This is a genomic window from Sorangium sp. So ce302, from assembly GCF_051530145.1.
Taxonomy (GTDB): domain Bacteria; phylum Myxococcota_A; class Polyangia; order Polyangiales; family Polyangiaceae; genus Sorangium; species Sorangium cellulosum_B.
The window spans coordinates 2,161,393-2,187,222 of record NZ_CP150326.1; the positions used below are offsets into that span (position 1 = coordinate 2,161,393).

At 71.8% G+C, this 25,830-nt stretch carries 18 protein-coding genes and 1 pseudogene; 8 read left to right on the forward strand and 11 right to left on the reverse strand.

What is annotated here, in order from left to right; genetic code table 11:
• The first annotated feature begins 74 nt into the window (after window positions 1-74).
• From WME73_RS08385 to WME73_RS08415, 7 genes are all read left to right on the forward strand, one after another.
• On the forward strand, window positions 75-1,565 hold the full coding sequence (locus WME73_RS08385; RefSeq protein WP_437744967.1) for an MDR family MFS transporter: 1,491 nt from the start codon (window positions 75-77) through the stop codon (window positions 1,563-1,565).
• A 69-nt stretch (window positions 1,566-1,634) separates the two neighbouring features.
• The gene (locus tag WME73_RS08390; RefSeq protein WP_437915341.1) at window positions 1,635-2,564 is read left to right on the forward strand and encodes a TolB family protein; all 930 of its coding nucleotides are present in this window, start codon (window positions 1,635-1,637) and stop codon (window positions 2,562-2,564) included.
• Between the two features lie 252 nt (window positions 2,565-2,816).
• Complete coding sequence (locus WME73_RS08395) at window positions 2,817-4,040, forward strand: arabinan endo-1,5-alpha-L-arabinosidase (protein ID WP_437915343.1); 1,224 nt, start codon at window positions 2,817-2,819, stop codon at window positions 4,038-4,040.
• Window positions 4,041-4,127: 87 nt separating this feature from the next.
• Entirely contained in the window at window positions 4,128-4,754 is a 627-nt protein-coding gene (locus WME73_RS08400; RefSeq protein ID WP_437915344.1) for an RNA polymerase sigma factor, read from the forward strand.
• Window positions 4,751-5,842, forward strand: coding sequence for a tetratricopeptide repeat protein (locus tag WME73_RS08405; RefSeq protein ID WP_437915345.1), 1,092 nt, complete (start codon window positions 4,751-4,753; stop codon window positions 5,840-5,842). Before WME73_RS08400 ends, WME73_RS08405 begins: the two co-directional genes overlap by 4 nt.
• Complete coding sequence (locus tag WME73_RS08410) at window positions 5,839-7,011, forward strand: hypothetical protein (RefSeq protein ID WP_437915346.1); 1,173 nt, start codon at window positions 5,839-5,841, stop codon at window positions 7,009-7,011. Before WME73_RS08405 ends, WME73_RS08410 begins: the two co-directional genes overlap by 4 nt.
• A 257-nt stretch (window positions 7,012-7,268) precedes the next feature.
• Entirely contained in the window at window positions 7,269-8,273 is a 1,005-nt protein-coding gene (locus WME73_RS08415; protein ID WP_437744972.1) for a rhamnogalacturonan acetylesterase, read from the forward strand.
• A gap of 190 nt (window positions 8,274-8,463) precedes the next feature.
• On the opposite strand, the gene WME73_RS08420 is transcribed toward WME73_RS08415, so the two are convergent.
• The 8 genes and pseudogenes from WME73_RS08420 to WME73_RS08455 form a co-directional block, all read right to left on the reverse strand.
• A complete protein-coding gene (locus tag WME73_RS08420) occupies window positions 8,464-10,260 on the reverse strand; it encodes a rhamnogalacturonan lyase (RefSeq protein WP_437917369.1) in 1,797 nt (598 codons plus the stop codon).
• 294 nt (window positions 10,261-10,554) lie between these two features.
• Window positions 10,555-10,917, reverse strand: a pseudogene (locus WME73_RS08425) (cellulose binding domain-containing protein); the annotation flags it as partial.
• Window positions 10,918-11,505: 588 nt separating this feature from the next.
• Complete coding sequence (locus WME73_RS08430) at window positions 11,506-11,874, reverse strand: molecular chaperone DnaJ (protein ID WP_437744974.1); 369 nt, start codon at window positions 11,872-11,874, stop codon at window positions 11,506-11,508.
• A 284-nt stretch (window positions 11,875-12,158) separates the two neighbouring features.
• Window positions 12,159-12,302, reverse strand: a complete 144-nt coding sequence (locus tag WME73_RS08435; protein WP_437915347.1) for a hypothetical protein — start codon at window positions 12,300-12,302, stop codon at window positions 12,159-12,161.
• A gap of 196 nt (window positions 12,303-12,498) precedes the next feature.
• Window positions 12,499-12,723, reverse strand: coding sequence for a DUF2188 domain-containing protein (locus WME73_RS08440; RefSeq protein WP_437744975.1), 225 nt, complete (start codon window positions 12,721-12,723; stop codon window positions 12,499-12,501).
• Window positions 12,724-12,793: 70 nt separating this feature from the next.
• A complete protein-coding gene (locus WME73_RS08445) occupies window positions 12,794-13,384 on the reverse strand; it encodes a GTP-binding protein (RefSeq protein ID WP_437744976.1) in 591 nt (196 codons plus the stop codon).
• A gap of 377 nt (window positions 13,385-13,761) precedes the next feature.
• A complete protein-coding gene (locus WME73_RS08450; protein WP_437915348.1) occupies window positions 13,762-15,009 on the reverse strand; it encodes a hypothetical protein in 1,248 nt (415 codons plus the stop codon).
• 177 nt (window positions 15,010-15,186) lie between these two features.
• Window positions 15,187-21,117, reverse strand: a complete 5,931-nt coding sequence (locus tag WME73_RS08455) for a PAS domain-containing protein (RefSeq protein ID WP_437915349.1) — start codon at window positions 21,115-21,117, stop codon at window positions 15,187-15,189.
• A 671-nt stretch (window positions 21,118-21,788) separates the two neighbouring features.
• Between WME73_RS08455 and WME73_RS08460 the strand changes: the two genes are divergently transcribed.
• Window positions 21,789-23,066, forward strand: coding sequence for a serine hydrolase domain-containing protein (locus WME73_RS08460; RefSeq protein ID WP_437915350.1), 1,278 nt, complete (start codon window positions 21,789-21,791; stop codon window positions 23,064-23,066).
• Between the two features lie 68 nt (window positions 23,067-23,134).
• Here the strand turns inward: WME73_RS08460 and WME73_RS08465 are convergent, their stop codons facing one another.
• From WME73_RS08465 to WME73_RS08475, 3 genes are read right to left on the reverse strand one after another with little or no spacing between them, the layout of a single operon-like run.
• Entirely contained in the window at window positions 23,135-23,638 is a 504-nt protein-coding gene (locus tag WME73_RS08465; protein WP_437915352.1) for a cation:proton antiporter domain-containing protein, read from the reverse strand.
• Window positions 23,639-23,664: 26 nt separating this feature from the next.
• Window positions 23,665-23,988, reverse strand: a complete 324-nt coding sequence (locus WME73_RS08470; protein WP_437915353.1) for a hypothetical protein — start codon at window positions 23,986-23,988, stop codon at window positions 23,665-23,667.
• 20 nt (window positions 23,989-24,008) lie between these two features.
• Window positions 24,009-25,154 carry a GNAT family N-acetyltransferase gene (locus WME73_RS08475; protein WP_437915354.1) on the reverse strand — a complete coding sequence of 382 codons (1,146 nt, stop codon included), beginning with the start codon at window positions 25,152-25,154 and terminating at the stop codon, window positions 24,009-24,011.
• Window positions 25,155-25,830 lie beyond the last annotated feature (676 nt).

Here is a 25,830-nt window from a genome sequence, read left to right on the forward strand (position 1 = left end):
TCCGCCCCGACGCGCGGCGCGGCGCGGCGTCCCGCTTGCCGCGCCGGCTCATCCACACCACATCCACCACCTGCATGGCTCCAGAACGCAAGACGCACCGCGCCCTCACCGTCGCCGGGCTGATCCTGGCCCTCGCCATGGCCGCCCTCGAATCGACCGTCGTCGCCACCGCCATGCCCACCGTGATCGGCGATCTCGGCGGGATTCACCAGTACGCCTGGGTCACCACCGCCTACTTGCTCACCTCGTCGGTGCTGGTGCCCATCTGCGGCAAGCTGTCGGACATCTACGGCCGCAAGCCGATCATGCTCTTCGGCATCGCCGTCTTCCTGCTCGGCTCGATCGCGAGCGGCGCGGCGCAAACGATGCCGCAGCTCATCGCCTTCCGCGCCCTCCAGGGGGCCGGCGCCGGGGCGATGCAGCCGATGGCGATGACCATCTCGGGTGACATCTTCGATCTCAAGGAGCGCGCGCGGATCCAGGGCGTCTTCGGGGCCGCCTGGGGGCTGTTCGGCATCATCGGCCCGATGGTGGGCGGGCTCATCGTGCACTACTTCTCCTGGCGCTGGGTCTTCTACATCAACATCCCGTTCGGCGTTGCGTCCGTCGCGCTCGTGGCGACCTCGTTCCACGAGCGCATCGACAGGCGGCCTCACGAGCTCGATTTCCTCGGCGCGGCGCTCCTGTCCGCCGGCGTTGTCGCGCTGCTGCTCGCCACGGGGAGGCTGGGCGGGGAGACGACGCTGCTCGCGGCGGTCGCGTCGGCGGCGCTGTTCGCCGCGTTCTTCGCGGTCGAGCGCCGGGCCCCCGAGCCGATGATCCCGCTGCCGCTCTTCCGGCGCCCGGTGATGCTCATCTCCAACGTGGCCGGCGCGATCCTCGGCGGCGCGATGATGGGCACGATCACGTTCGTGCCGCTCTTCGTGCAGGGCGTGCTCCGCGGCACCCCCACCGACGCCGGCAGCGCCATCGCGCCGATGCTCATCGGCTGGCCGGTCGCGAGCGCGATCGGCGGGCGGCTCATCCCCCGGGTCGGGTTCCGCCCGCTCATCTGGATCGGCCTCGGCGTCACGGCGACGGCGGGGCTCGCGCTCGCGCTCGGCGGGGCGCACGACACGCCGCTGATGCTCCGCGCGACGACGCTTGTCTTCGGCGTGGGCATGGGGCTGTCGAACGTCGCGCTGCTCATCGCGGTGCAGAGCAGCGTCGCGTGGGATCAGCGGGGGATCGCCACCGCGAGCACGATGTTCTCCCGGCTGCTCGGCGGCGTCGTGGCGGTGGGCGTCATGGGCGGCGTCCTGACGGCCCAGCTCGCGAAGGACCCGTCGATCCCCGCGGACGCCGCGAGCCGGCTCCTGACGGCGGAGGGGGCGCGCGGCCTCGATCCGTCGATCCTCCAGCACCTCGGGGAGGCGCTCACGTCCGGCCTCACCACCGTGTTCTGGATCATCGCGGCCATGGGGGTCACCGGCTTCATCGCGGCGCTGTGGTTCCCCCGCGTGCCGCTCCAGGCCGCCGGGGGAGACGCGGCCGTCGCGCCGCCGAGCGAGGCCGGCGTCGGGTGAGGCGACCCGCCCGCGTCGCCAGGGACGGGGCTCGATCCAGCGCACATGGGCGCGTATGAACGGGGGTGGATGAGGTGGCGGTCCCGGGGGATCACGGTGGCGTGCGGGCTCGGGCTCGGGCTCGCGCTCGGCGGGGCGGGGTGCGAGGACCAGCGCTTCGTGATCGGCGTGTTCGCGCCGGGGCAGGGCGGGGGAGGGGGGGCGGCGGGCGCGCCGGAGCGGCCGACGTTCGATGCGCCGGCGGCGGTGACGGAGCTGAACAGCGACGCCAGGGAAGAGGACCCGACGCTGACAGGCGATCTCCTCGAGATCTACTTCATGTCCGATCGCAGCGGCAGCCGCGATATCTGGGCGTCGCGGCGGGCGGCGCCAGGCTCGCCCTGGGAGGCGCCGCGCGCCGTGGAGGCGCTCAACAGCGCCGATAGCGTCGAGGACACCCCCTGCGTCTCCGAGGACGGGCTCCGGATCTGGTTCTTCAGCGAGCGCGCTCCGAAGGGCATCTGGCGCGCCGAGCGCGCCGGCCGAGACGACCCGTGGGGCGCGCCGGCCCGCGTGGACGCGCTCGTCGCCGGCGACGGCGAGGTGATGTCCCCCCACGTCGATCCCTCCGAGCTCCGCGTCGTGGTCGGCGTCGAGCCCCCGGGCGCCGAGACGTACATCGCGATCGCGTCGCGCGAACGCCCGGAGGACCCCTGGGGCGCGCTCGCCCCGCTCGCCGGGCTGGACGGCGCGGGCGACGAGCACGCTCCGTTCCTGTTCGACGAGGGCCGCCAGATCCTGCTCCGATCGAGCCGTGAGGGCGGAGGAGACCTGTTCTGGGCGCGACGGCCGTCGACCGAGGCGGCCTTCGAAGAGGCGGAGTCGCTCGGTGAGCCGCTGAACCTTCCCGCAGAGCGGGACACCGATCCTCACCTCTCGCCCGACGGGGCCGTCCTGTTCTTCGCGTCGACGCGGAGCGGGGTGGCCGACATCTACGAAGCTCGGCGCGTCGCACGATGAGTCGTGGCATCGCCGTCTTGGTGTAAAATTTCTGCAAAGACGGTTTTTGACGCTCCACGAGAAGCTCGAGCAACCCATGATGGATCGTGGGCGCTCCGGCCCACGTGGGAGAGCGGGACGACTCGTCCCGGAGGACATCGAGCCGACCTCATGGCCAGCACCTCGACGGATGATCCGCCCATGGATCCTCAGGAGTTCACGATGCGTCTCACGCTTTGCCGATCACGGCGACGACGGGTGTCCTCGCCCACGTTGAGCCTCCTGATCGGCGTCGTCGCAACGCTCGCGGGCTGCAGCACGGAGCCCTCGGCGCAGGGCTCCGGGTCAGGCGGCCAGGACAGCGGCGCCACCGGCGCCGGCGGCACGACCACCGCTTCCTCCACCACGGCGAGCAGCGGCGCGGGAGGCCATCCGAGCGCAGCGGCCGGGGTGGGTGGCGCCGGGGGCGCCGGCGGCAGCGGCGGCGCGGGCGGGAGCGGCGGCGTCGGCGGCGGCAGCGGCGGCGCGGGCGGCAGCGGCGGCGCGGGAGGGGCCGCGGACAGGTGCGCCGATGCCCTCTACGACCCGGCGAGCCCGCCAGAGGCGCTGCCCCTGTCCGGGAACCTGGGGACCCACGACCCGGCCATCATCCAGGCCGGCGACCGCTACTACCTGTTCCAGACGGGGGACAGGCTCCCGATGAAGAGCTCGTCGAACCTCACCGCGTGGCAGGCCGCCGGTCGGGTGTTCGACGCGAAGCCCGCCTGGCTGGAACAGAAGGTCCCGGGCGTGAGCGACCTGTGGGCGCCCGATATCTCGCGCTTCGGCGACACCTACCATCTCTACTACTCCGCCTCCACGTTCGGCAGCAACCGGTCGTGCATCGGGCACGCGACGAAGGCATCGCTCGACTCGGCAGGTCCCTGGACGGACCGCGGCGCCGCCATCTGCTCCAACGACGGCGCGGCGCGGGACGACTGGAACGCGATCGATCCCAACGTCGCGATAGATGAGGAGGGGACGCCGTGGCTCGTGTTCGGGAGCTTCTGGGGCGGTATCAAGATGGTGAAGCTCGCCCCGTCGGGGGAGCGGGCCGACAAGGAGCTCCACGCCCTCGCCGCCCGCCCCGACGCCCGCGGGGCGCTCGAGGCGCCCTTCATCGTCCGGCGCTGCGGCTTCTATTACCTGTTCGTCTCGTTCGACGCCTGCTGCCGTGGGACGGACAGCACGTACAAGATCGCCGTCGGTCGTTCGAAGAGCATCACAGGCCCGTACGTCGACAAGGAGGGGACACCGATGATGTCCGGCGGCGGCAGCATCGTCGTGGAAGGAGGCTCCCGCTGGCGAGGGCCCGGGCACAACGCCGTGCTGTTCTCCGGCGATCGCGCTTACAACGTCTATCACGCCTACGACGCGCAGTCGAACGGCGCCCCCACGCTGCGGATCTCCGATCTGGCGTGGGACACCGACGGCTTTCCGCGCTCCGGAGGGCCCTAGTCGCGCCACCGCCGCCGGGCTCCGCGCTGCGCGCCCTGCTGATCGGGACTCATGGACTCCACCGTCGTCGCCAGAATGCGAAAGCCCGTGACTGACCTCCACGCGCCGCCGGAGGGGGCGCCTCCGCGGGCGGACGAGCTGCTCGGGCTCGCGCGCGCCGCCGCGGGGCGCGATCCGGCGGCCATCCGCACGCTCATCACCGAGCTCGGCGGCGCCATGTTGCGGAGCGTGCGGAAGGTGCTCGGCCCGCATCACCCCGACGTCGAGGACGTGACCCAGGAGGCCGTGCTCGCGCTGCTCCAGGCGCTGCCGTCCTTTCGCGCGGAGTGCACCGTGCTCCACTTCGCCAACCGGATCGCCGTGATGACCGCGCTCGGCGCGCGCCGGCGCCTCAGCGTGCGCGCGCGCTTCGACGAGCCGGGCGCGCCGATCGACGTGGCCCCGGACGAGAGCGGCGCGTCGCCGTTCGCCGAGGCGGTCTCGAGCCGGCGGCGTAAGATGGTGCTCGAGGTGCTCGACAGGATGCCCGAGGCGACCGCGGAGGCGCTGGCCCTCCATTTCGTGCTTGGCTACACGATCGACGAGATCGCGGCGCTCGCCCGCGTCTCTCCGAACACGGTCTGGAGTCGGCTCCGGCTCGGCAAGGAGGCGCTGCGGCGCGCGCTCGCCAACAACGCGAAGCTGGCCGAGCTCTTCCGGGGCAGGGAGACATGACCGCCGACTGCCGGAGCGAGCTCCTCACGCGGGTGCGCCGCGGCGTCGCGACCGAGCCGGACCGGCTCGCCCTCGACGCCCACCTCGGCACCTGCGCGTCGTGCCGGATGAGCTGGGTGCTCGCGCTGGACTTCGACGCCGCGGGCGCGGCGGAGCCCGGGGACGCAGAGCTCCTCGCGCGCATCGCGAACGCCGCGATCGGCGGGGCCGTGATCGACCTGCCGTGCGAGGGAGCGCCGGCGCGGCGGCGGCGCGAAGGAGCGCCCGTGCGGCTCGCGAGCGCGCCCGTGCGGCTCGCGAGCGCGCCCGTGCGGCCCGACAACGACGTCCGGCGCGGAGACGGCGGCGCTCGGCCGGGGACCCTCCTCGCGGGGCGGCGCTGGGCCGGATGGACGCGGAGCGCCTGGCTCTGCGCCGCGGCGGCCGTCCTCGTCGCCGGGGTGTCGCTCGCGACCTCGGCGCTCGTCCAGCCGCGCCCGGCGGCGGAGATGGGGCGGAGCGCCCGCCTGCTCGAGCCCTCGCTGCGCGCGGCGGTGTCCCGTGCGCGCGCCGCCGAGATTTTCGGGGCCGGTCCGTCCGAGGGCGAGGCCGCGCCGGCGCCCACCGGAGCGGCGCCGCCGGAGCTCGCGCCGGCCGCCGCTCCGAAGCCGCGCGAGGCCGAGCGCGAGCCGAGCGCGGCGGCGTCCTCGCCGAGCGCATCGCCGACCGCCTCGACGGCGGAGCAGCTGTTCCGGGAGGCCAACGACGCGCGGCGCGCCGGCCGCTCCCGGCGCGCCATCGAGCTCTACCGCGCGCTCCAGAAGGGGTTCGCGTCGTCGCCCGAGGCCACGCTCTCCCTCGTGTCGCTGGGCGGCCTGCTCCTCCAGGACGGCTCGCCTGCCGCGGCGCTGGCGCAGTTCGACCGGTACCTCGGCGTCGCCGGGTCGCGCCCGCTCGCGGTCGAGGCGCTCTATGGCCGCGGGCGCGCCCTGCGGGCGCTCGGGCGCGCCGGCGACGAGGCGCAGACCTGGCGGCGCCTGCTCCGGGAGCACCCGGGTTCGCCCTACGTCGAGCACGCCCGCCGCCGCCTCGCCGAGCTCGGAGGGTGATCACGGAGCGAGCGCCGATCTGGCTCGGGGTCGCCGCGGCGATCGCGCTCTCCGCGGCGCGCGCCACGGCCATCGAGGAGGGGCCTTCGGCGGCGTCCGCGTCGCCCGGCGCGCCGGTGGTGGAGATCGTGCTGACGGGCCCCGCGCCGAACCTCGGCGCGATCCGGGCGGCGCTCGAATCTCAGGCGCTCTCCGCGTTCACGCTCCGGTTCCGGGTCGCGCCGACGTTCGACGCGGCGGCGCTCTTCGAGGCGCGGGCCTCCTCCGGGGTGGCCCTCTCCTGCTGGATCGACGTGAGCGATCCGCGCCGCGCCGCGCTCTACTTCACCGATCCCGTGGCCGATCGCTTCCTGGTGCGCTCGATCGAGCTCTCGGGCGGCTTCGACGAGCTCGATCGCGAGTCCGTGGCCCAGGTCGTGGAGCTCTCGCTGCGGTCGCTGCGCGGGGGCGCGCGCGCGTCGCTCGATCGGGATCAGGCGCGCGCGCTCGTCCTCCGCCAGGCGGCGCCGGCGGGCCAGGCGGCGCCGGCGGGCCAGGCAGCGCCACCGCCACCGGGCGGCGCGCCGGGCCAGGCGGCGCCGCCGGGCGGCGCGCCGGGCCAGGCTGCGCCGGCGCTGCGCGGCGCGCTGGAGCTCGGGGCGTTCTACGGCGTCACGGTGCACTCGACGGAGCTCGGCTGGACGCACGGCCCCGGCGTTCGCGTCGCGCTCGGCGGGAGCTCGGGGCGGCAGCGGCTCGCCCTCGACGCGCGCATCCAGTACCAGTTCGAGCGCCGCTACGAGGAGCCGCGCATCGGCCTCGATCTCCGCACGATAGCGCTCCGCGCGGGCGCCTCCTGGCTCTACGCCCTCACGCCCGGCGCGGCGCCGCTGGAGCTCGGCGCGCGGCTCGGCGCGGGCCTCGATCATGTCGAGGCGGCGCCGCGGCCAGGCAGCGCTGGCGCGCCGTCGTTCGTCCCCGCCGGGGCGAGCGCTTCGAACGCGCTCGTGCTCGTGGCCGGCGCCGTCGCCAAGCTGCCGCTGAGCCGCGATGTCCGGCTGTTCACGGAGCTCTTCGTCGAGCTCGATCCCGCGCGCGTCCGCTACGATCTCGCGCTCGAGCAAGGGACCGAGACCGTCCTTGCGCGGTACCGTTTCCGGCCTGGCGTGCTGCTCGGCGTCGAGCTCTGACGGCGTCGCGTCGGCCTGGCGTCGAGCCGTGGGATGGTCGTTGTTATGAAAATTTGCGCTTTGACGCGACGGCCAGGCGCCCGCGAGAAAATCGAACGACGCGTGATTGATCGCAGCCGCCTCGGCGCACGTGGGGAGGACAGAGCGGTGCTTTGTGGACGCTTCGCGCTCTCATCACCCACGTTGACCACGTACGTCCTTCCGGGCACGCACCCGACGCGTGCTCGTCGTGCACTGTCTTCCTGCAGGAGCTCGTCATGCGAATTCGGCCCATCTTCATGACCGTCGTGCTTCATTCTTTCGTCGCCGGCATCGGCTTCGCGTCGGGGGGTTGCAGCTCGGGAGACCCCGACGATCACCCCGCCACGCAGACCACAGGCAGCGGCGGTGGCGGCACCAGCGCCAGCGCCAGCGCCAGCGCAAGCACAAGCGCCAGCAGCGGTGCGGGCGGTGCGAGCAGCGCTTCCGGCCCCAGCGCCGCGGGTGTGGGCGGCGCGGGAGAGGGCGGCGGCGGTGCGGCCGGGGGGGCCACGAGCGCTTCAGGCGGCTCGGAAGGCGGCGGCGGGAGCGCCGAGCTGCCGGACGTCACGGTGTACATCGCCGGTGACTCGACCGTTCAGACCTACGTGAACAGCGCCCTTCACCAGGCGGGCTGGGGCCAGATGCTGGGGGAGTTCTTCGATGAGCGGGTGCGCGTCGAGAACCGGGCCATCGGCGGCCGGACCGCGCGCCGGTACATCGACGAGGGCCGCCTCGACGACGTCCTCGAGGACATCCAGAGCGGAGACTACTTCCTTGTGCAGTTCGGCACGAACGACAGCAACAAGACCGCGACGTACGAGCACGACGGCGAGACCATTCCCTATTACCTGGACCCCGCGACGGACTTCAAATCGTACCTCGAGCAGTACATCACGGGCGCGCAGGGGCGCGCCGCGACGCCGGTGCTTGTCACCCCGCCCCCGCGGCGATCGTGCTCCGGGGACAGCCACGAATTCGGCAACGGCCTGAGCGCCCATGCGAAGGCGATGCGGGAGCTCGGAGACGAGCTGGACGTGGCCGTCATCGATCTCAACGCGAAGACGCTCGCCCACCTGAACTCGATCGGGTGTGTGGCGGCGGGCGAGGACTTCTTCCTCGTCCGGGCGGACGGCACGGTCGACGGAACCCATTTCAACGAGACCGGCGCCCGGGTCATGGCGGGCCTGGTGGCCGACGGCACCGAGGACGCCGGCCTGACGCTCGCGCAGTACCGGAAGTGACGGGACCGACGCGCCTGTCGAGCTCGCGGCATCGACCTGAAGCATCCTCTCTAATTTCGGAAAAATTCACAGGGAGGCGGGGAGATTGGGAGTGAAATCCCATGAACCTCCCCGTCTCCCCGCCTCCCTGTTCAATCTTTTCTTTTGATAAAATGCCAACAGAATGAGGGAATTGGTCAGGGCGTCGACGTCACCTCACGTGGATGTCCGGCTTCGGGGGCGCCGCCATTCCGCCGCCGATGTGGAAGCTCGGGTGGGGCGGCTGGTTGTAGGCGGTCTGCTCCGAGCTGACCTGCATGCGGTACTGGGGGTCGTGCATCAGCGTGTAGAGCCGGCGCGTCGTCACGTTCGTCGTCGTGTACAGCCGCAGCGCCGAATTGTCGGACTCGCGCCACACGATCTCCTCGCGCCAGTCGCCGAGCAGGTCGGCCGTGAGCGCCGGCGTCGACTTCGTGCCGTTGTTCGAGGCGCACTGGCTGCAGCTGAGGAGCGAGCCGCCGCCGTACTTGGTGATCGACGTGTTGTTCTGCAGCTCGCGCAGCTCGTCCGCGTCCCACCAGATCAGGAAGTTGGCCGACGCGGGCTGGCTCCCGACGTTCGACCCGCTGGTCGCGGACAGGAGCCCTCCCGTGGAGTTGGTCCACATCTCCGCGCCGGCGTTGCTCGCGAGCACGTCGCCCGCCACGCCGCGCCCGGTGTCGGCCCCCGTGACGGGGCCCTGCTTGAGGATCGCGCAGGAGTTCGCGTCGTGAATGTCGTAGGTCGGCTTGGTGCCGTCCTCGTGCGGCATGAACACCTCGAGCCCCGGGCGTGAGAGGACGAAGTCGCTGACGTGCAGCGCGTCGCCGTGCCCGAGCGCCGTCGAGCACTTCCGGGTGCCGTTGCTGTCGATCGTCGAGGCCCCGTAGATGACCTCCTGCGCCCCGTCGGCGTCGACGTCGGCCACGACCATCGAGTGGGCGCCCTGGCCCGTGTAGGCGGTGTTCGCGTTGCTGTCGGCCTTCCAGATCTGGGTGAGCTTGCCGCCGCGGAAGCTCCACGCGGTCACGGTGGCTCGCGTGTAGTAGCCGCGGGCCATCAGGATCGCCGGCTTGCCGCTCGCGTCCTGGCCTGTCCCGAGATCGCTCACGAACGCCGCGCTCGCGAGGAACCGATCGACCCGGTTGCCGTACGAGTCCCCCCACGAGGAGACCGTCCCCCGGGCCACGTCGAAGGCGACGGTCGCGAGCTCCGCGCCGCTCGCGCCGCTGAACACCGTCAGGTACTCGGGGCCGGTGAGCACGTAGCCCGCGGCGTTCCGGTAGTCCGCCGCGTCGTCGTCGGAGGCCGCGGGACCTCGGCCGAGGTAGGCGCCCGCGCCGTCGCGCGTGCCGGGAGCGGTCTTCACCGCGATCTCCGCGTTGCCGTCGCCGTCGAAGTCGTACACGACGAACTGCGTGTAGTGCGCGCCCGCCCGGATGTTCCTCCCGAGGTCGATGCGGAAGAGGCGCTTCCCGTCGAGCTTGTAGGCGTCGAGGTAAACAGGCCCCGTGCAGCCAGCCTGGGAGTTGTCCTTGGCGTTCGAGGGATCCCACTTGAGGATGATCTCGTACTGCCCGTCGCCGTCGACGTCTCCGACGCTCACGTCGTTCGCGGAGTACGAGTAGCTCTCGCCGGCGTTATCGCACTTCGATGGAGTCGTCCCGCCCGCGGGGGCCGTGAGGGGGATGCGGAGGTAGTTCTGGCCCCAGGTCGCGGCGGCGGGGGAGGCGGCCTGAGCGACGCCGCCGACGACTGCCCGGACCGTATAAGTCGACGAGCTGGTGCCGGCGGTATCGAGGGTGTTGGTGCTGTTCGTGACGTTCGCGATGCGCGTGCCGTTGCGGTACACATCGTACGAGATCGCGCTCGGGTTCGCTGCGTCGTACTCGTAACCGAACATCCGCCATCCGACGTAGACGCCGTTCGAGACCTTGACGGCGACCACGCCGCGATCGAGGTCCTCCATCTGGTAATGCCCGGTCGGGGCGGCGCCGCCCGCGCCGCCGCTGCCGCCGGAGCCGCCGCTGCCGCTGGAGCCGCCCGCGCCGCCGGACCCGCCCGCGCCGCCGCTGCCGGTGCTGGCGCTGGTGCTGCTGGAACTGCTGCTACTGGCGCTGCTGCTGCTGCTGCTGCTGGCGCTGGTGCTGCTGGCGCTGCTACTGCTGCTGGCGCTGGCGCTGCTGCTGCCGGACCCACCCGCCGTCACGCTGGTGAGCGCTGGGCGCTGCGAGGGGCCGCTCGCGTTGGCGCAGAACCCGAAGCTCGTCGATGCCCCCACCGCCAGGGTCGCGTTGTGCGCTGCGGGCGTGGCGACCAGCTGCGACCCGCTCACGCTCGTGGTGGTGTTCCACGCGTTCGTGAGCGTGGAGCCGTTCAGGTTCGTGGTGATCCGCCAGCTCGTCGTCGTCGTGGTTCCCGTGTTCCGGATGGCGACGTCGGCGCAGTACCCGGTCCCCCAGTCCGACGCGACCGTCAGCGTGGCTGTCAGCCCGTCGCCCGTCAGCGGTTGATCCCAGGCTTCCTGTTGCTCGAGCCTCCCTTCGGGCCCGTAGGCGTCCTCCACGACGCACGCTCCGAGGAGCACGAGGGCAGCGGCGGTCGCTGCCGACAAGCAAGTTCGCATGGAAAGTTCCTTTCAGAGCACGCGGAGCGCGAGGCGATCCGCGAAAGGTCCTCGGCTTCCAGCGCCGGTGGCCCTGGGGCCGGCGGCGCTCGGAGACCGAGGATCAATGAATGACCTCCATGGTTGCTCGAGCAGCTCGGACCCAATCACGAAAGCCACTCGTCCTCCGCGTTTTTCGGCAGATGGGAGTTTTTGCGGCGTACAAGAATGCGTGATCGTCCCGCGAAGCCTGATGATGGCGGGCGCCCACCGAGGTTCCCTTGCCCGCGATTTCTCGACATCTTCTCGACATCCCGTGCCGATCTCGTGCAGACGAGTGACCGTGCTCGTCCACGACGATCGCCGCCGCCACCGCAGCAGCGCCGGAGCCGCCGATTCTCGTCGGACACCGGGAAAGGGCGGCGCGTGTGAGCCCGCAGCGGCGTGCTAGCTCGACACTGTTCACAAATAATCCACACGCTGTGGACAAATGTTCAGGCGTCTGTAAGGCCGGGCGCTGCCGGTGGGCCTGGCTGCTGGCGCGCCTGCTCGACGCCTGACGTCAGCGGAAGCCGGACCTGCCGCCGCGCCCGCGAGCCGCGCCAGGGATCAGGGCGCCGCCGGGCGGATCTGCTTGCGGATCTTCTTGATGAAGGTCTGCGTGCATTTGCCGTGGCTGCCCTCGTGCTCGATGATCTCTCGCGTCAGCTTCGCCTTCGTCTCGTTCGAGACCGTCGCGCTGGCCCGCACCTCGTTCGCCAGCTGGCCCCCTTCGAAGGTCCCGGGCCACGTCTGCTTCTCGACGACGGCCGCCACGTTCGTCGGCCGGTGGTGCGAGGCCTTCGTCTTGGTGACGTCCCGGAAGCCCCCGTCGTCGGACCGCCGCCCGGAGCCGTGGCAGCTCGGGCACGTGGTCGTGTTTCCAAACGAGTTGGCGATCCGACCGTCGCCTCCGCAAATCCCGCACGTCTCTGCCATCTGTCGGGTGTACTGTACTTCCTGTGCGCGAGCAGGCGTTCTCTCGCGTCCCGGCGATAAATGTCGCGTCAGGCGCGGCGCGGAGGCCCAGCGCGGGGCCAGGCGTCCGCTGATCGAGCTGGGTGAGAGCGGACGAGCTCCGCTGCCCTGGCTCGGCCATCCCTCGCGGCTCGCGCCTGCTGCGCGCGGCTCGCGCAGCTCGGCGGAGGACGTGCCGAGCTCCAGCTCACGTGGGCTCGGTCGCGCGGTGCGACGCCTCGCTCACGCGACGAGGGCGGGCGCGGCTAAAGGCACTCGGACTCGCACGACTGCGCGCACTGGCTCGGCGTGAGCCGGCCGTCCTCGCGGCACAGATCCATGCACGAGTCGTAACACGCATCCGAGTTGTTCGGCACGAAGTTCACGGTCACGGTCCTCGCCGCCGACATCGTCACGAAGCAGCCGTTGCCCAGGACGCTGTCGCACCCCGCGCGGCCTGCGGGCGTCCGCCGGCGCGTTGCGCGAAGGTTCGCTCAAGCTGGGCCGGAGCTCGCTCAACGGATCGGGCTCGGCCAGAGCCCCGTGGCGGCGAGCAGCTCGACGGCCCGGCTCATCGCCTCGATGAGGCGACCCATCTGGCCGCGGTCACGCCGCGAGCCGATGCTCTATCTCGATCGGCGTGAGCTGCGGCGGCTGCTCGTCGACGACGAGCGTGCTCCCCGGGTGCTGGCGGACGAGGTCCTCCGTGGACTCGATCGCTTCCTGCACGGTGCCATACGGGAGCGAGCGGGTGACGTATCCCTCGGCCGCGACCACCCAGCCCCAGCCGTCGGGGTCCGGCATGACGTGGTAGGCGAATCTCTGTGTCATGGCGTGTCCTCCCTCCGGGAGGGTGAGCCCGGCGCGCGCGAGCCGCAAGAGATCGGCGCTCGCGAAGGCCCTACCGCTGGCGGCGCTGCACCTCCTTGAGCGCGAGCTTCGAGATCGCCCTCAGGGTGTCGAACACGCCGCGCCCGCTCGCCGCCGCGGCCTCGAACTCGGGCGCTCCGCCCGGGTTGAGGAGCTCCCGGAGCTCGTCGATATCGGCGATCCCGTCGAGATCCCGCTTGTTGTACTGGACGACGAACGGCAGCCGCCCGGGCGAGCGGCCCTCCTCGGCCAGGTTGTCCCACAGATCGGCCATCGACTCGACGTTCGCGTCGAGCCGGGCGCGCTGAGAGTCCGCCACGAACACGACGCCATCCAGCCCCTTCAGGATGAGCTTCCGGCTCGCCCTGTAGAAGATCTGGCCCGGCACCGTGTAGAGCTGAAGGCGCGTCCGGAAGCCCGACAGGCCCCCGAGATCGAGCGGAAGGAAGTCGAAGAACAGCGTGCGATCGCTCTCGGTCTTGAGCGAGATGAGCCGCCCCTTGGCGCTCGGCACCGTCCGATCGTACACGTAGTGAAGGTTCGTCGTCTTGCCGCAGAGGCCGGGCCCGTAATAGACGATCTTGCAGTAGATCTCCCGGCTCGCATAGTTGATGAACGCCATCGGCGTGCTCCTCCAGAGTCGACGTTCGAGGGGGAGGCAAGGCCGGTCCCCGCATTGAAATTGAAAGCGACCGGAGGCCACCGCATTGGAAGCGATGGTTGCGGTCGTCCAGCGCAATGAAAACGAAGGCGGCCACCGGCGCCCGCGCTGGAAGCGGCGTCCGTGGTCGATCCCGCGCTGGGAGGCGAGGCGCTGGCCGCCCCCCACGCGTCCCGGCGTCCTGCGCCGCGCCGGGGGCGCCCGCGCGCCGCGAGGCGCGCCCCCAGCACGTCGCGCGGCGCGCCGCGCTGCCTGCTCCCCGGCGCTACGTCACGCGCGGCCGGCGGCGAGCGGACGCGCCGCTGCTGCCGCCGCGAGCGGCGCCGCGCCGGCGGCGATCACGAAGACGCGTCGGCGATCGCGTGGAGGGCCGCCACGAAGCCCTCCAGGGAGGCGTCGCGCGCGTCGCTGTGCTTCACCAGCCGCTCGTTCACGGCGATGAGCTCCACCACGTCGGGGCTCGCGCCCGGGATCCGCCGGAGCTCGTGCACAGCGCGGCTCACCCGCGACGGCGGGTCGAGGCACGCGAGCGCCGACAGCGCCGCCGTCGCGCCGGCCTCGCGGCCCGCCGCGAGGGCCTCCCGCGCCATCCCGAGCAGCACCAGCGCGAAGGCGACCTGGATCGCCTCCAGGAAGCCGCGGGAGACCTCCTTGCCGCCCTGGCTGGCCTCGCTCCACGCGAGCGTCACGAGCTCGCCTATCTCCGAGAAGGCGCGCGCCGACATCAGCGTGGAGAGCGTCTCCAGGCCGTGTTTGTCCCACGCCGCCCGCGTCGTCAGCTGGCGCGCGAGCCAGGAGAGCACGGCATACGCGTCGTCCCCCGCCCGGATCGCGCCGAGCGCGATGTCCATCAGCGCGGCCCGCGCCACGCCGTGCGCCTCGAGCCAGCCGAGCAGGTTCGCCCGCTCCGCGCCCCGCGGCGTCCGGCGCGCCTTCTCGAGGATCGCGTCCCGGAGCGCCGGGGGAAAATGGAGGATATCGACGCTCCAGTCCTCGTCCGAGCCGCGCGCGCGCTCCATCGCCAGCGCGGCCAGCGCGTCGTCGTCGAGCGAAATCGCCCCGGCCCGCCTCGCCGCGAGGATCTTCGGGACCGGCAGATCGCGCAGCGCGGGGCGCTCCCCGTTCAGGCCGTCGAGCTCGTCCCCGTCGAGCAGCGGCGGCAGCCCCTTGTGGACCTTGGGCGCGAGGATGAACCCCGAGGGCCACTGGACAGGCTCGCGCCGGCAACGCTCGAGCACGCGCTCGTAGATCCCCGCCGGGACCTTGCCGCGCACGAGATCCGACAGCTCGATCCACTCCTCCTCGTCGAGCACGAGGCGCGGCACGCCCAGCACCTCGTGCTGGAAGTGCGCGGGATCCTGGATCGCGAGCCGCGCGAGCTGCCGGATCACCGGCCCGCTGAAGCCGCTCTCGCAGCGCGCCCTCCAGCGCAGGAGATCGGATGTCCCGAGCTCGTCGATGTGCTCGGACAGGAAGGCATGATCGTCTGGCTCCAGCGACGGCTGACGGAGCACATGAAAGAACGCGACGGGACGGGCACGGCCCCGGTGCGCGCGCACCAGGGCCTCAATCTCCGCCTTTCGCATGGCGCGACCTCATCACCCGAGACCCCATGTGGGATCAGGGACACTCTCAGGTCCATCGTCGCCAGGCGCGAGCGCGGCCCGTCATGACTCGTCGGTCGGTGGAATGACGGATCCTGTTCCTGACCGGTGTGCCCAGGGTAGCGCCGGCGCGCCCGGTGTCAACGCGCTCGTCGCTACTCAATCTTCAATGCGCCGCCGCCGCCGCGGCTCCCGGCCGCCCGCGGGCGGCTTGACGTCGCGCGAGAGCGGCAGCTCGACGGAGAAGGTCGAGCCTTTGCCGATCTCGCTCGATACGCTCACCCGCCCTCCGTGCGCCTCGACGATGGTGCGCGTGATGTAGAGGCCCAGCCCGAGCCCGCCGTAATGACGCGACGAGACGCCCCGGCGATACCGCTCGAAGACCTGCTCTCGCACGTCGGCGGGGATGCCGATGCCATGATCGGTGACCGAGAGCCGGGCGGTCTCTCCGTCCGACGCGATGGTGAGCTCGAGCGGCTTGCCCCCGCCGAACTTGATCGCGTTGCTCAGCAGGTTGGTCACGACCTGCTCGATGCGCTGCGCGTCCCAGCGGCCGACGACCGGCCCGGCGGCGCGCACGTCGAGCGCGCAGCCCGCCCGCGCGAGCTGGTCGTCCAGGTACGTCGTGACCTCTCCCACGATCGCGCGGAGATCGATCTCGATCGGGTCGAGCTCCAGGCGCCCCGCGTGGATGCGGGAGACGTCGAGGAGCATGTCGACGAGGGCGACGAGGCGCTTGATCTGCCGCTGCGAGAGATCGACCGACGCGCGCGCCCGCTCGATGCCCTCCGGGCCGCGCGAGAGCTTCTTCTCCATCGAGTGGACGGCGAGCTGCAAGCTGGTCAGCGGCGTCCGGAGCTCGTGCGAGGCGACGGAGAGGAACTCGTCCCGCGCGCGGACGGCCTCCTCCGCGCGGGCGCGCGCCCGCTGCTCGTCCGCGAGCAGGCGGTCCCGCTGCTGCTCGGCCTGCACGCGCGTCGTGACGTCGCGGAAGCTCCAGACCCGCCCGACGATGCGCCCGCTCGCGCGCTGAGGCTGGGAGTAGCGCTCGAAGACCCTCCCGTCGTCGAACGTCAGGGTGTCGATGCCGCTCGCCTCGCGGGGGTCGTCGACGCTCCTCGTCATCCTCGCTTCCTGGAGGAGCTGCTCGGAGTCCGCGAGCTGATCGAGGCAGAGCGCCAGGCGGTCGTCCTGCGAGAGGAGCACCTGCTCGGGGATCCCCCACATCTCCCTGAACCTGCGGTTGTGCCGCACGGGGCGGCCCGCGTCGTCGACGACCAGGATGCCGTCCGCCGTCGAGTCGAGCGTGGCCTCGAGCAGCGCGTGCGAGTGGCGCAGCATCTCCTCGGCGCGCTTGCGCTCGGTGACGTCCGTCGCGATCCCGCACACCGCATACGACGTCCCGTCCGGATGGCGCAGCGGGAACTTGAGGGAGAGGAAAGCGTGGATGCCGTCGGGGGCCGGAACGAACTCGTCCCTCTCGATGGGGTGATCCTCCCGCAGCGCGGCGAGATCGTTGGCGCGCACCGCGTCGGCGATCTCGGTCGGGAACAGCTCGTGGTCGGTCTTGCCGAGGATGTCCTCGCGGCTCACGTGCACGACGTCCTCGTAACGGCGGTTGATGAGCAGGTACCGCCCGTCCGGGGCCTTGACGAACACGACGGCGGGCGTGTTCTCGAGGATGGCGTGCAGGAGCGAGCTGCTGTCGTGCAAGGACGCTTCCGCGCGCCGGCGCTGCGTGTTCTCCTGCTGGAGCTCGCCGTAGAGCCGCGCGTTCTCGAGCGAGATGGCCGCCTGCGACGCGAGGACATCGAGGACGCCCAGCTCCGCGGTGGAGAAGGCGCCCGGGACCAGGTTGTTCTCGAGGTAGAGCAGGCCCATTGCCTCGTCCTGGCGCACGATGGGCACGCCGAGGACCGAGCGCCGAGGGCGCACCGCGTCGCCGAAATAGGGATCCATCGCGAACCGGTGCGGCGCGGCCGCGTCGGCGATCGCGATGGGCTTGCGGGTGCGGAGGACGGCTGCGCAGAGCGACAGGGGCACCTGCGACGGCGCCGCGAGGTGGCCGGCGGGGCCGAAGGCCCGCTCGCCATCGCCGCTCGCCTCCGCCAGGACGAGGCCCTCCGGCGACGAGAGGAGCAGGCAGCCGCGCTGCGCGCCCACGTGCTCCATGGCCACGAGCAGGAGCCGGGCGTGCAGCTGGGGCAGGACCAGCGCGCTCGAGATCTCCTGCGAGGCCTTCAAAATACCGAGCATATCCAGGTATTTGACGTCGCCACCCCCGGACGCGGGCCGCCGCGCGAGCTCGGGGTGCTGCTGGAGCAGGGCGCAGACCTTCGCCCGCGCGCCCCAGGCCTCGTAGCTGTCGCGGGCGCGCGCGAGGTAGGCGCTCGCCGCCGTGTCGAGCCCCCGCTGCTCGTAGAAGCGCGCGCAGAGCTCGCTGGCGAGCGCCTCGACCTCGACGAACCCGCCCGCGCGGGCGCCCTTGAGGGCCTGCTCGTACCCGCGCTCCGCGGCGAGCTCATCGCCCGAGAGGCGCGCGAGCTCGGCCGAGACCAGGGCCACCTGGTGTGCGAAGTTCTCCGGGGACGCGTCCGCCAGCGCCGCCAGGTGGGCGAGGTGCGCGCGCACGGCCTCGAGGCAGGCTGGCGGGGGCGCGCGGGCGTGGCCGGCGGAGCGCGCGACCGCCGCGTAGAAGTGAACCTGGGCGGCCCCGAGGAAGCGGCGCGCGGCGTGCAGCAAGGCGCCCGCGCGCTCCGCCGCTCCGGCGGCCTCGCCCAGATCGCCGAGGAGCACGCGCGTCTGCAGGTCGAGGAGATGGCCATAGAAGGCCCTGATCGGCGCCCTCCGCGCGAGCTCGTCCGCGGAGCGCTCCGGAGGGCGGCCGGGCGCGGGTGGGTCGCGCAGCCGCGCGAGCAGCCGCAGCTGATCGCGGAAGATGTCCTGGTCCACCGGGCCGCAGGTGCGCTCGGCGAGCGCGAGGCGCCGCGAAGCCTCCTCGGCGACGTCGTCGAGGGAGTCGCCGACGAACAGCTGAAACGCGATGAGCTGGTGGCCGAAGTAGCACGAGAAGGGGTAGTTGCCGGCGGAGAGCGCCGCGTCCAGCTCGCGCCGCGCGAGCTCCAGACAGCGTCGGACAGGCATCTCCAGGTAGCCGAGCAAGACGATGAACGTGAAGCTCGCCCTGGGCCTGTAGGGCGAGTGCTCCTCGCGCTGGGCGAGCCGATAGCCCGCCTCGCCGAAGGCGAACGCGTCCGCGGGGCGCCCGCGCCGCTCGGCAAGGACGAGCCCGAAGGTCGCGTAGGCCGCCGCGGAGCTGCTCGTGTTCCCGTGCGTCAGCGAGAGCTCCACCGCGGCGCTGGCGGCGGCCGCCATGACGTCCCAGCTCGCGTGGTAAGCGGGCTGGTACAGCGTGGCGGCGAGATCGCAGACGGCCCGGGCGCGCGGGTCGGTCATGGGCGGCAGGTCCGGGAGGGCGGCGATGGCGAGGGCGCTGCCCTCGAGGCGACCCAGGACCGCCGCGACGGCGGCGTCCACCGCGGCGGCCTCCGGGTGGCGCGGCAGGGGGAGCCCGCAGTTGCCGAAGCCCGCGACGCAGCTCTCGACGGCGGCGTCCATCGCGCCTTGCGCGACCTGGATCTCGGCGAGCAGGGCGTACACGGTCGCGGCCACGCACGGCCCGGAGGCGCGCTCGCACAGCGACGCGCAGATGCGCTCCGCGGCCGCGAGCTCGCCGGTCGCGAACCGGCACTGGGCCAGCGCGAAGTCGAGCTCGAACGCGAGCCCGGCGCGCGCCGCCTCCCCGCGCGCGCCCGCGAGCAGCTCGGCGCCCAGCAGGAAGAACCCGATGGCCGCGGCGTGGTGGGTCGCGGCCTGGGCCTTCCGGCCCGCGCGCAGGTTGAGCTCGGCGGCCCGCGTCCGCTCCTCCGGGGACGTGATCCGCGGCGCTCCGCGGGTGATCTGGCGCACGATCTCGAAGAGCTGGGCCTCGACGCGGTCGGGCGGGAGGCCGTCGAGCAGGGCGCGCGCGGCGGCGAGGTGCGCCTCGGGCCGCTGCTCGGCGGGGGTGAGCTCGTAGGCGACCTGATGGATGCGGTCGTGAAGGAAGCGGATCTCGCGGTCGATCCGGACGATGAGCCGCAGGGCGAAGGCCGCCTGCAGGCGCTCGATGACGGCGTCTTCCGGGCAGCCGAGGAGGAGCGCCAGCGTCGTCAGATCCGCGGCGTCGCCGAACAGGGCGAACCGCCGCAAGGCGTCCTGCGTGCCCGCGTCGAGGCTGCGGAGGTTCGCGGCGATGATCTCGGCGACGTCGTCCGAGCACCTCTTCGCCCGGATCTTCTCGAGATCCCACCGGAACGCTCGGGCGGTGGTCGAGAAGCGGATCAGCCCTTCCTGGTGGAGCGTGCCCGCGAGCTGCGCGATGAACAGCGGATTTCCCCCTGTCTTCTCGTGGAGGCTCGCCGCGAGCGGGGCGACCTCCTCCCGGGGGGCGCGCAGCGAGTCGGCCACCCACGAGGTCACGGCGTCGGCGGACAGCGGGGCGATCGCGATCTCGGTCACGGCGACGTCCTGCGCGCGGAGCCGGCGGATCATCCGGCGCACCGCGTGGGAATCGGAGACCTCGTTGCTCCGGTACGCGCCGAGGATCAGCGTGTCGCGGACGCCGGGGTCGGTCGCCCAGCGCTCGACGACCTTCAGCGTCTCGGCGTCCGTCCACTGGAGATCGTCGAGGAAGACGATGAGCGGCTTCCCCGGCCGCGCGAGCGCGCCGAGGAGCTGGCTGAGCGCCAGCAGGAACCGCGCCTCGGCCTCGGGGGGCGGGATCTCGGGCGGCGGGCTCTGCTGGCCGAGGATCCGGGCGAGCGCCGGGAGCATGCCGGCCAGCAGCGACGCGTTCGCGCCCAGCGCCCCCGCGAGGCCGCGCTGCAGCTCCGCGCGCGACGCCTCGCCCTCTTCGAGGGCCTGGACGAGCGCGCCGTCCAGCGCCGCGAGGAGCGCCTCGCACGGGGCATGGCGCGGGGCCACCTCGCACCTGCCGCCGGTGAAGCGCGCCGCGGGCGCGCGGACCGACTCGCCCAGGTGATGGACCAGGCGCGTCTTGCCCACGCCCGGCGGGCCCGAGATCAGGACGAGCTCCGCCCGGCCATCGCGCCCGACGCGCGCCACCGCGCCCTCCAGCCGCGCGACCTCGCCGGCGCGGCCGTAGAGCCCGGGGGTCAGCCGCAGAGGCGGCGGCACGTCGGCGAGACCCGGCTGGAACGGCGCGATCCGCCCCTCCGTCCGGAGCGCCTCCCGGCACCGGACGAGATCGTGCTGGAGGCCGGCGGCGCTCTGGTACCTGTCCTCGGGGAGCTTCGCGAGCAGCTTCAGGACGAGCTCGGCGACGGTCGAGGGCAGCCCGGGCACGGACACGAGCGGCGACGGGGGGACGACCGCGGCGTGGCAGTAGAGCCATCCCAGCAGATCGTTCGCGGCGAACGGCAGCCGTCCGGTGAGGAGCTCGAACAGGATCACCCCGAGGGAGTAGAGGTCCGACCGGTGATCGATCGCGACGCCGAGGCGCCCGCCCTGCTCGAGCGACAGGTATGGCCAGGTGCAGGGGGACGGACGGGCCGATCGGGGGCTACACCGGCCTGGCGAGAGCGACCAGGGGCTGAACCCGGTCAGCTTGATGGCGTCGCCGGGCAGGAGCATCACGCGGTGCGGGGTGAGGCCGAGGTGGACGATCTGCCGCCCGTGGATCGTCGCCAGCGCCCCGGCGATGCCGGTGGAGAGCCTCAGGAACCGGCCGAGAGCCATCGGGGTGCCCATGAGGCGGGCGAGCGGCGTCGCTCCGTCGTCCTGGATCACGAGCGCGGGCTGGCCATGGAACGTGCAGATCCGCGCCGCCTCCATGGCCACGTCGCAGCCGACCAGCCGCGTCGCCTCCAGCTCGCGCCGCAGCGCCTCGTACTCGGCCGTCGAGGGGTGAGCGACCTTCAGGGCCTTGACGAGGACGCTCCGCCCCGCCGGCTCGCGCGCCCGGTAGAGCGCGAAATCCGGTCCTTCGTCCAGCACGGCCTCCGCGAGGTATTCGGTCGCTGTCTGCATGGCTCTGGCGTGCCGGGCGTGACACACGCCTCCGGGGCGCGGCTGCGCTCGAAGGCGCCTGCGCTGCGCTGCACTGTCGATCGACAGGCAGGATCGGTACCAGCGGTGAGCGGTCGGCGCCGCGGCGGTCCAGGCGTCCTAGGATCGGCTCGGCGCGTCGGCTGCGGCGTGACGGCCGGTCAGGGCGAGCCGCGTCGATCGCAGCGCCGTCGGACGCTGTCTGCCGAGCTCGGCCTTGAGCAGAACCCTCCCCGTATCGTCCGCTGGCGCGCGAGAGCGCGAGTGATGGGGAGAGAGACGACGGGAGAGGAAGCGGGGGAGACGTCAGGCCACGAGGGCCCGTGACCCCTCGGGAACAGCGCGTTCATTCGTCCGCGGTCGTCCACGGTCGTCCAGGATGTCATCTGCTTGCGTCATCCCGCAATCGATTGCGCTTCCATTCCAGTCGTGCCAACTCCATTGAAGGGGACGCGCCGGACCTCAGCTGAAACCAGCGGCCAGGTAGCAGCTCTTTTTAGCGGTGCAGCTCGAAGAGGAGACGGCAGGTCACGCTGGCGTACAAATTGCGAGCCTTCACGCCAGACGCCCACGCTGAACGCGCCTCCGGCCAACCGGGGGGGCAAACGCCGTGGAAGGATTCGTTCTTCACGAAAGCAAGGTTGGGAAGAGCCATGATCGATCAACGACGAGCGGTCAACCGCAGGATGTTCTTGCAAGGGATGACCCAGTTCGCCTCGGTGGCCGCCGCGGCGCCCGCGCTCGGTTCGGACCCATGGAGAGGCGCCTGCTCGACGACGCTCACCGCGGGGCGGCCCGAGGACGTGAGCATGAGCTCGGAGCGGCTGGAGGACGTCTTCGCGCGGATCCAGCGCCGCGTGAACGACGCCCTGTTTCCCGGCGCCACCGCGCTGGTCGCGCGGCGCGGGGTCATCGTGGGTCACCGGGCCTTCGGCAGCAAGGTCGCCGGCGCCGACGAGCCGGTGACGCTCGACACGATCTTCGACGTCCAGTCGATGAGCAAGGTGCTCTCGACGGCGGCGGCGGCCCTCGCGCTCGTGCAGGAGCGCGTGATTCGGCTGGACGCGCCGGTCGCCAGGTACCTGCCGGAGTTCGCCGCCAACGGAAAGGCGGCCGTCACCGTCTACGACATGCTCCGTTACTCGTCCGGTCTGCCGCTGGACAACCAGTGCCTGGATGAGGACGTCGAGACGGCCTGGTGCATCATGGCCGAGACGCCGCTCGAATATGCGACGGGCAGATCGGCGCTGTACAGCGATCTCACCTACCGCCTCCTCGGCCGCATGATGGAGGCCGCCGCGGGGGAAGATCTCGACGCCATCGCGAGAGAGTGCGTCTGGCGTCCTCTCGGCATGAGCGACACGATGTACAACCCGCCCCCGGAGCTCGTCGAGCGCGTCGCGGCCACGGGGTACTCCGCCCGCCGGGGGTGCCTCGTGCGGGGGCAGGTGCAGGACGAGCAGGACTTCGCGCTGGGCGGCATCGCCGGCTGTGACGGCGTGTTCACCACCGCGCTCGATGTCGCCGTCTTCTGCCAGATGATCTTGAACGGCGGCGCCTATGGCGGCGCCGAGGTCCTGCGGCCCGATCTGGTCGGGCAGATGAAGAAGAACAACACGCCCTACGTGACGGAGGCGGAGACCGACACGTCGCCCATCAACAACCTGCTCTTCGCCCCGAAGGGCCTCGGGTGGGAGATGCGGACGCGGCGCTTCTCGAACGGCGGCATGCGCCTGTCGCCGCGCGCCTTCGGCAAGGCGGGCGGCGCCGGCACGTTCATGTGGGTCGATCCGGATCTCGAGATCATCGGCGTCCTCCTGACCAACCACGGGCTGCCGCAGCCGTTCGACGAGCTCGGCTGGAACCGCATGCTCGACAACGTCGGTTGCACCGAGTTCTTCGACGGCATCATCAACGCCGTGCACCGCTGAGCGCCGTCGCGGGCGAGCGGCGCCGCGACAGACGAGGATCTCGCGCGAACGCCACTTCTCCAGGTCGTTCAGGCGGCTTCCACGGGGAGCGGCTCCTCCGGCCCGACGGCGGCGGCGGCGAGCGTCCGGCGCAGCAATGGGCCGATGGTCAGGCCCTGCACCACGATGGAGACGACCACCACGACATAGGTGATGGTCAGCACCATCTCGCGCTCCGGAACGAGCGTGCCGTCCGCGAGCTTTCCGGGGATGGAGAGCGCGAGGGCCACCGAGACGCCGCCGCGCAGGCCGCCCCAGGTGAGGATGCGGATCGCCCCCGGGGTGAAGACCTTGCGCCTCTTCATGAGGCTCACCGGCAGCGCGACAGCGATGAACCGCGCGAGCAGCACGACCGGAAACGCGAGGAGCCCTGCGAGCAGCGACTGGGCGTCGAAGGCGACGATCAAGAGCTCGAGGCCGTACAGCACGCCGCCGATCGCCTCCTGGACGAACAGCGGCGAGAGTCGCTGCAGATCGAGGCCCGACGTCCCCGACGCGATCTCGAGGAGCCCGATGAACGCCACCACCGCCACGCCGTCGTTGAAGAGCGACTCTCCGGCTATCCCTTCCGCTGCAGGCGGCCCGAGCGACCGTCGGCCAAGGAGAAGGTGGGATGAAGGCGCACGAGCACGGAAAGCACGCAGTGGGATTCGAGCGCGAGCGAGCCCTGAGCTACGGAGGCCACGTTCACCGCTTCTGGGCGAGCTATGGTGTCATGCACCAGGTCGTCGCCGAGGTGATCGTCGCAGCGCTCCCCGACGAGGCCGCGTCGCTGCTTTTCGTTCCGGCAGAGGACGCCACCGTGGTCCGGCGCCTCAAGGAAGCGGGCGCGATCCTGCTGGGCAAGAGCAATACGCCCGAGATGACGTGCCTGGCCGGTCACATCGAGCGGGAGCTCGGCGGCTACAGAGCGCCGGCGATCCGACGGGAGCGCGGTTCATGCTGCCGGCCGGACAGCAATGGCTCCGCGACCTCGCCGCGGGGCGCGGCCTCCGCTTCGTCGCACGCCGCGCTCGGCGCCTCGACCTGGGCCTCCGGCGCCCGCGACCCGCGCAAGAGCCGCCGCACCTTCTCCCTCAGCGCGAAGCGATCGAGGCCCTTCCGGATGAGCGCAGCGCCGGACCAGCAGGCGGTGTGCGTGACGTACGGGACGACCATGGCGGCCGACTTGCGGACCAGCCGGACGGTCAGCTCGTCATAGGACCGCGTGGAGAACAGCCGCTTGTACTCGTTGTCTCCGTAGCCGAAATCGAGCGTTCTCGGGACCCCGTCCGCGCACAGGTCTTCGAGGATCATGAGGAGCAGGACGCTGCCGGGATGATAGGCAGCCCACGCGGGATCGTAACCCACGCGCTCGTAATAATATGTGCTCTCATCCAGCATCCCGATCACGAAGGCGACAGGAGCGTCGCCGTTCAGCAGGAGGTAACCGCGCAGCCAGCCGCGCTCCGCGAACGCCTCCAGCTTGCACCGCATCGCCTGTCCATCGACCGATTGCCCGAGACATCTGCCCTGCCAGCTCCGCGCCGCGACGAGCCCCGCCTGCTCGAGGAAGCGCGGCAGCTCTTCCTTCCGCGTGATGCGCTGGAGCCTCATGCCATCGGTCATGGCGCGCGTGAGGCGCTTCGCCTTGTACTTCAGCGTTCGGCGCGTGCGGCCGCTGAACTTCGCGAGGTAGGCATCGAAGTTCCCCGGCAGGTCGACGAGGCGGCGCGGCGTCACCTCGGCAGGCGTGTCGACCCAGAACTCCCGGCGCACCCGCGGGGAGCTCCGGAGGAGGCGCAGGAGATCCGACTCGACCGGTAATCCCTCGATGGAGATCATCTGGTAGGGGACCTTCGCGGACAGGACCGCCTGGAGCAGCGCCTCCTGCTCCGCCGGGGCATCCGGCGCGAGCCAGTCGGTCCCGCAGAGCACCGCTCGCCGGACCGGGAACGCGCCCATGGACGCATAACCGAGGCGACAGCGCCAGGTCCAATCCTGGACCAGGAATGGCGCCGCGCCGATGAGGGTCCGGAGATCGCGGTCGAAGAGGGCTGCGACCATCATGCCCTCATCCCCCATCGACCCTGGTGAGCGCGTCCGGGCCATCTCTTCCGCCTCGATGGCGATGTGCTCCAGCCGATGATGCAGCTGGCGCTGCGCCCGTCGGCGACGGCAGCGCTCCCAGGCGTCCGCGAGCTCAGTGAGCTCCGCCTTCCTGCACAGGATTTGCGTCTGATACTGCATGTGATACCCCCCCTGAATCAACAGAGCGCTCGACGCCGAGCACGGCTGTCTTGCGCGTACCTCGATCGTGACGGCGAGAGCGATCGCGCATCGCTGACGCCCCCTGCTGTTCGGCAGATCACGGCGCGATCGAGCCTGCCGGCCACCTGCCGCCACCGCCCTCGATCCCGTTCTGGACATCGACAGCGCGACCGACGAGCGCCGCCCCGACGCCGGCTCCGCGGCGAAGGAGCGCAGGGCCGGATCGCCTCAACCCAGGATAGAACGCACTGTGTACGAGTGCGTGGCCGCGAGAGGACCTAGCGTCGGCGTGGAACGTGAATGGCGAAGGTCCGATGTTTGTTGAAAAGCAAGTATATGTGGGAGCAGGCGTGGTGCAAGAGAAAGAACGGCTCCCTGGTACGGGCCTGCTCACGGCGGCGCCGTATCCATTCGCGCTCGGCGTGCGCCAGCGCATCAACGTGAGATTTCTCGCTCGGCGAGCCAGGCGGACGTC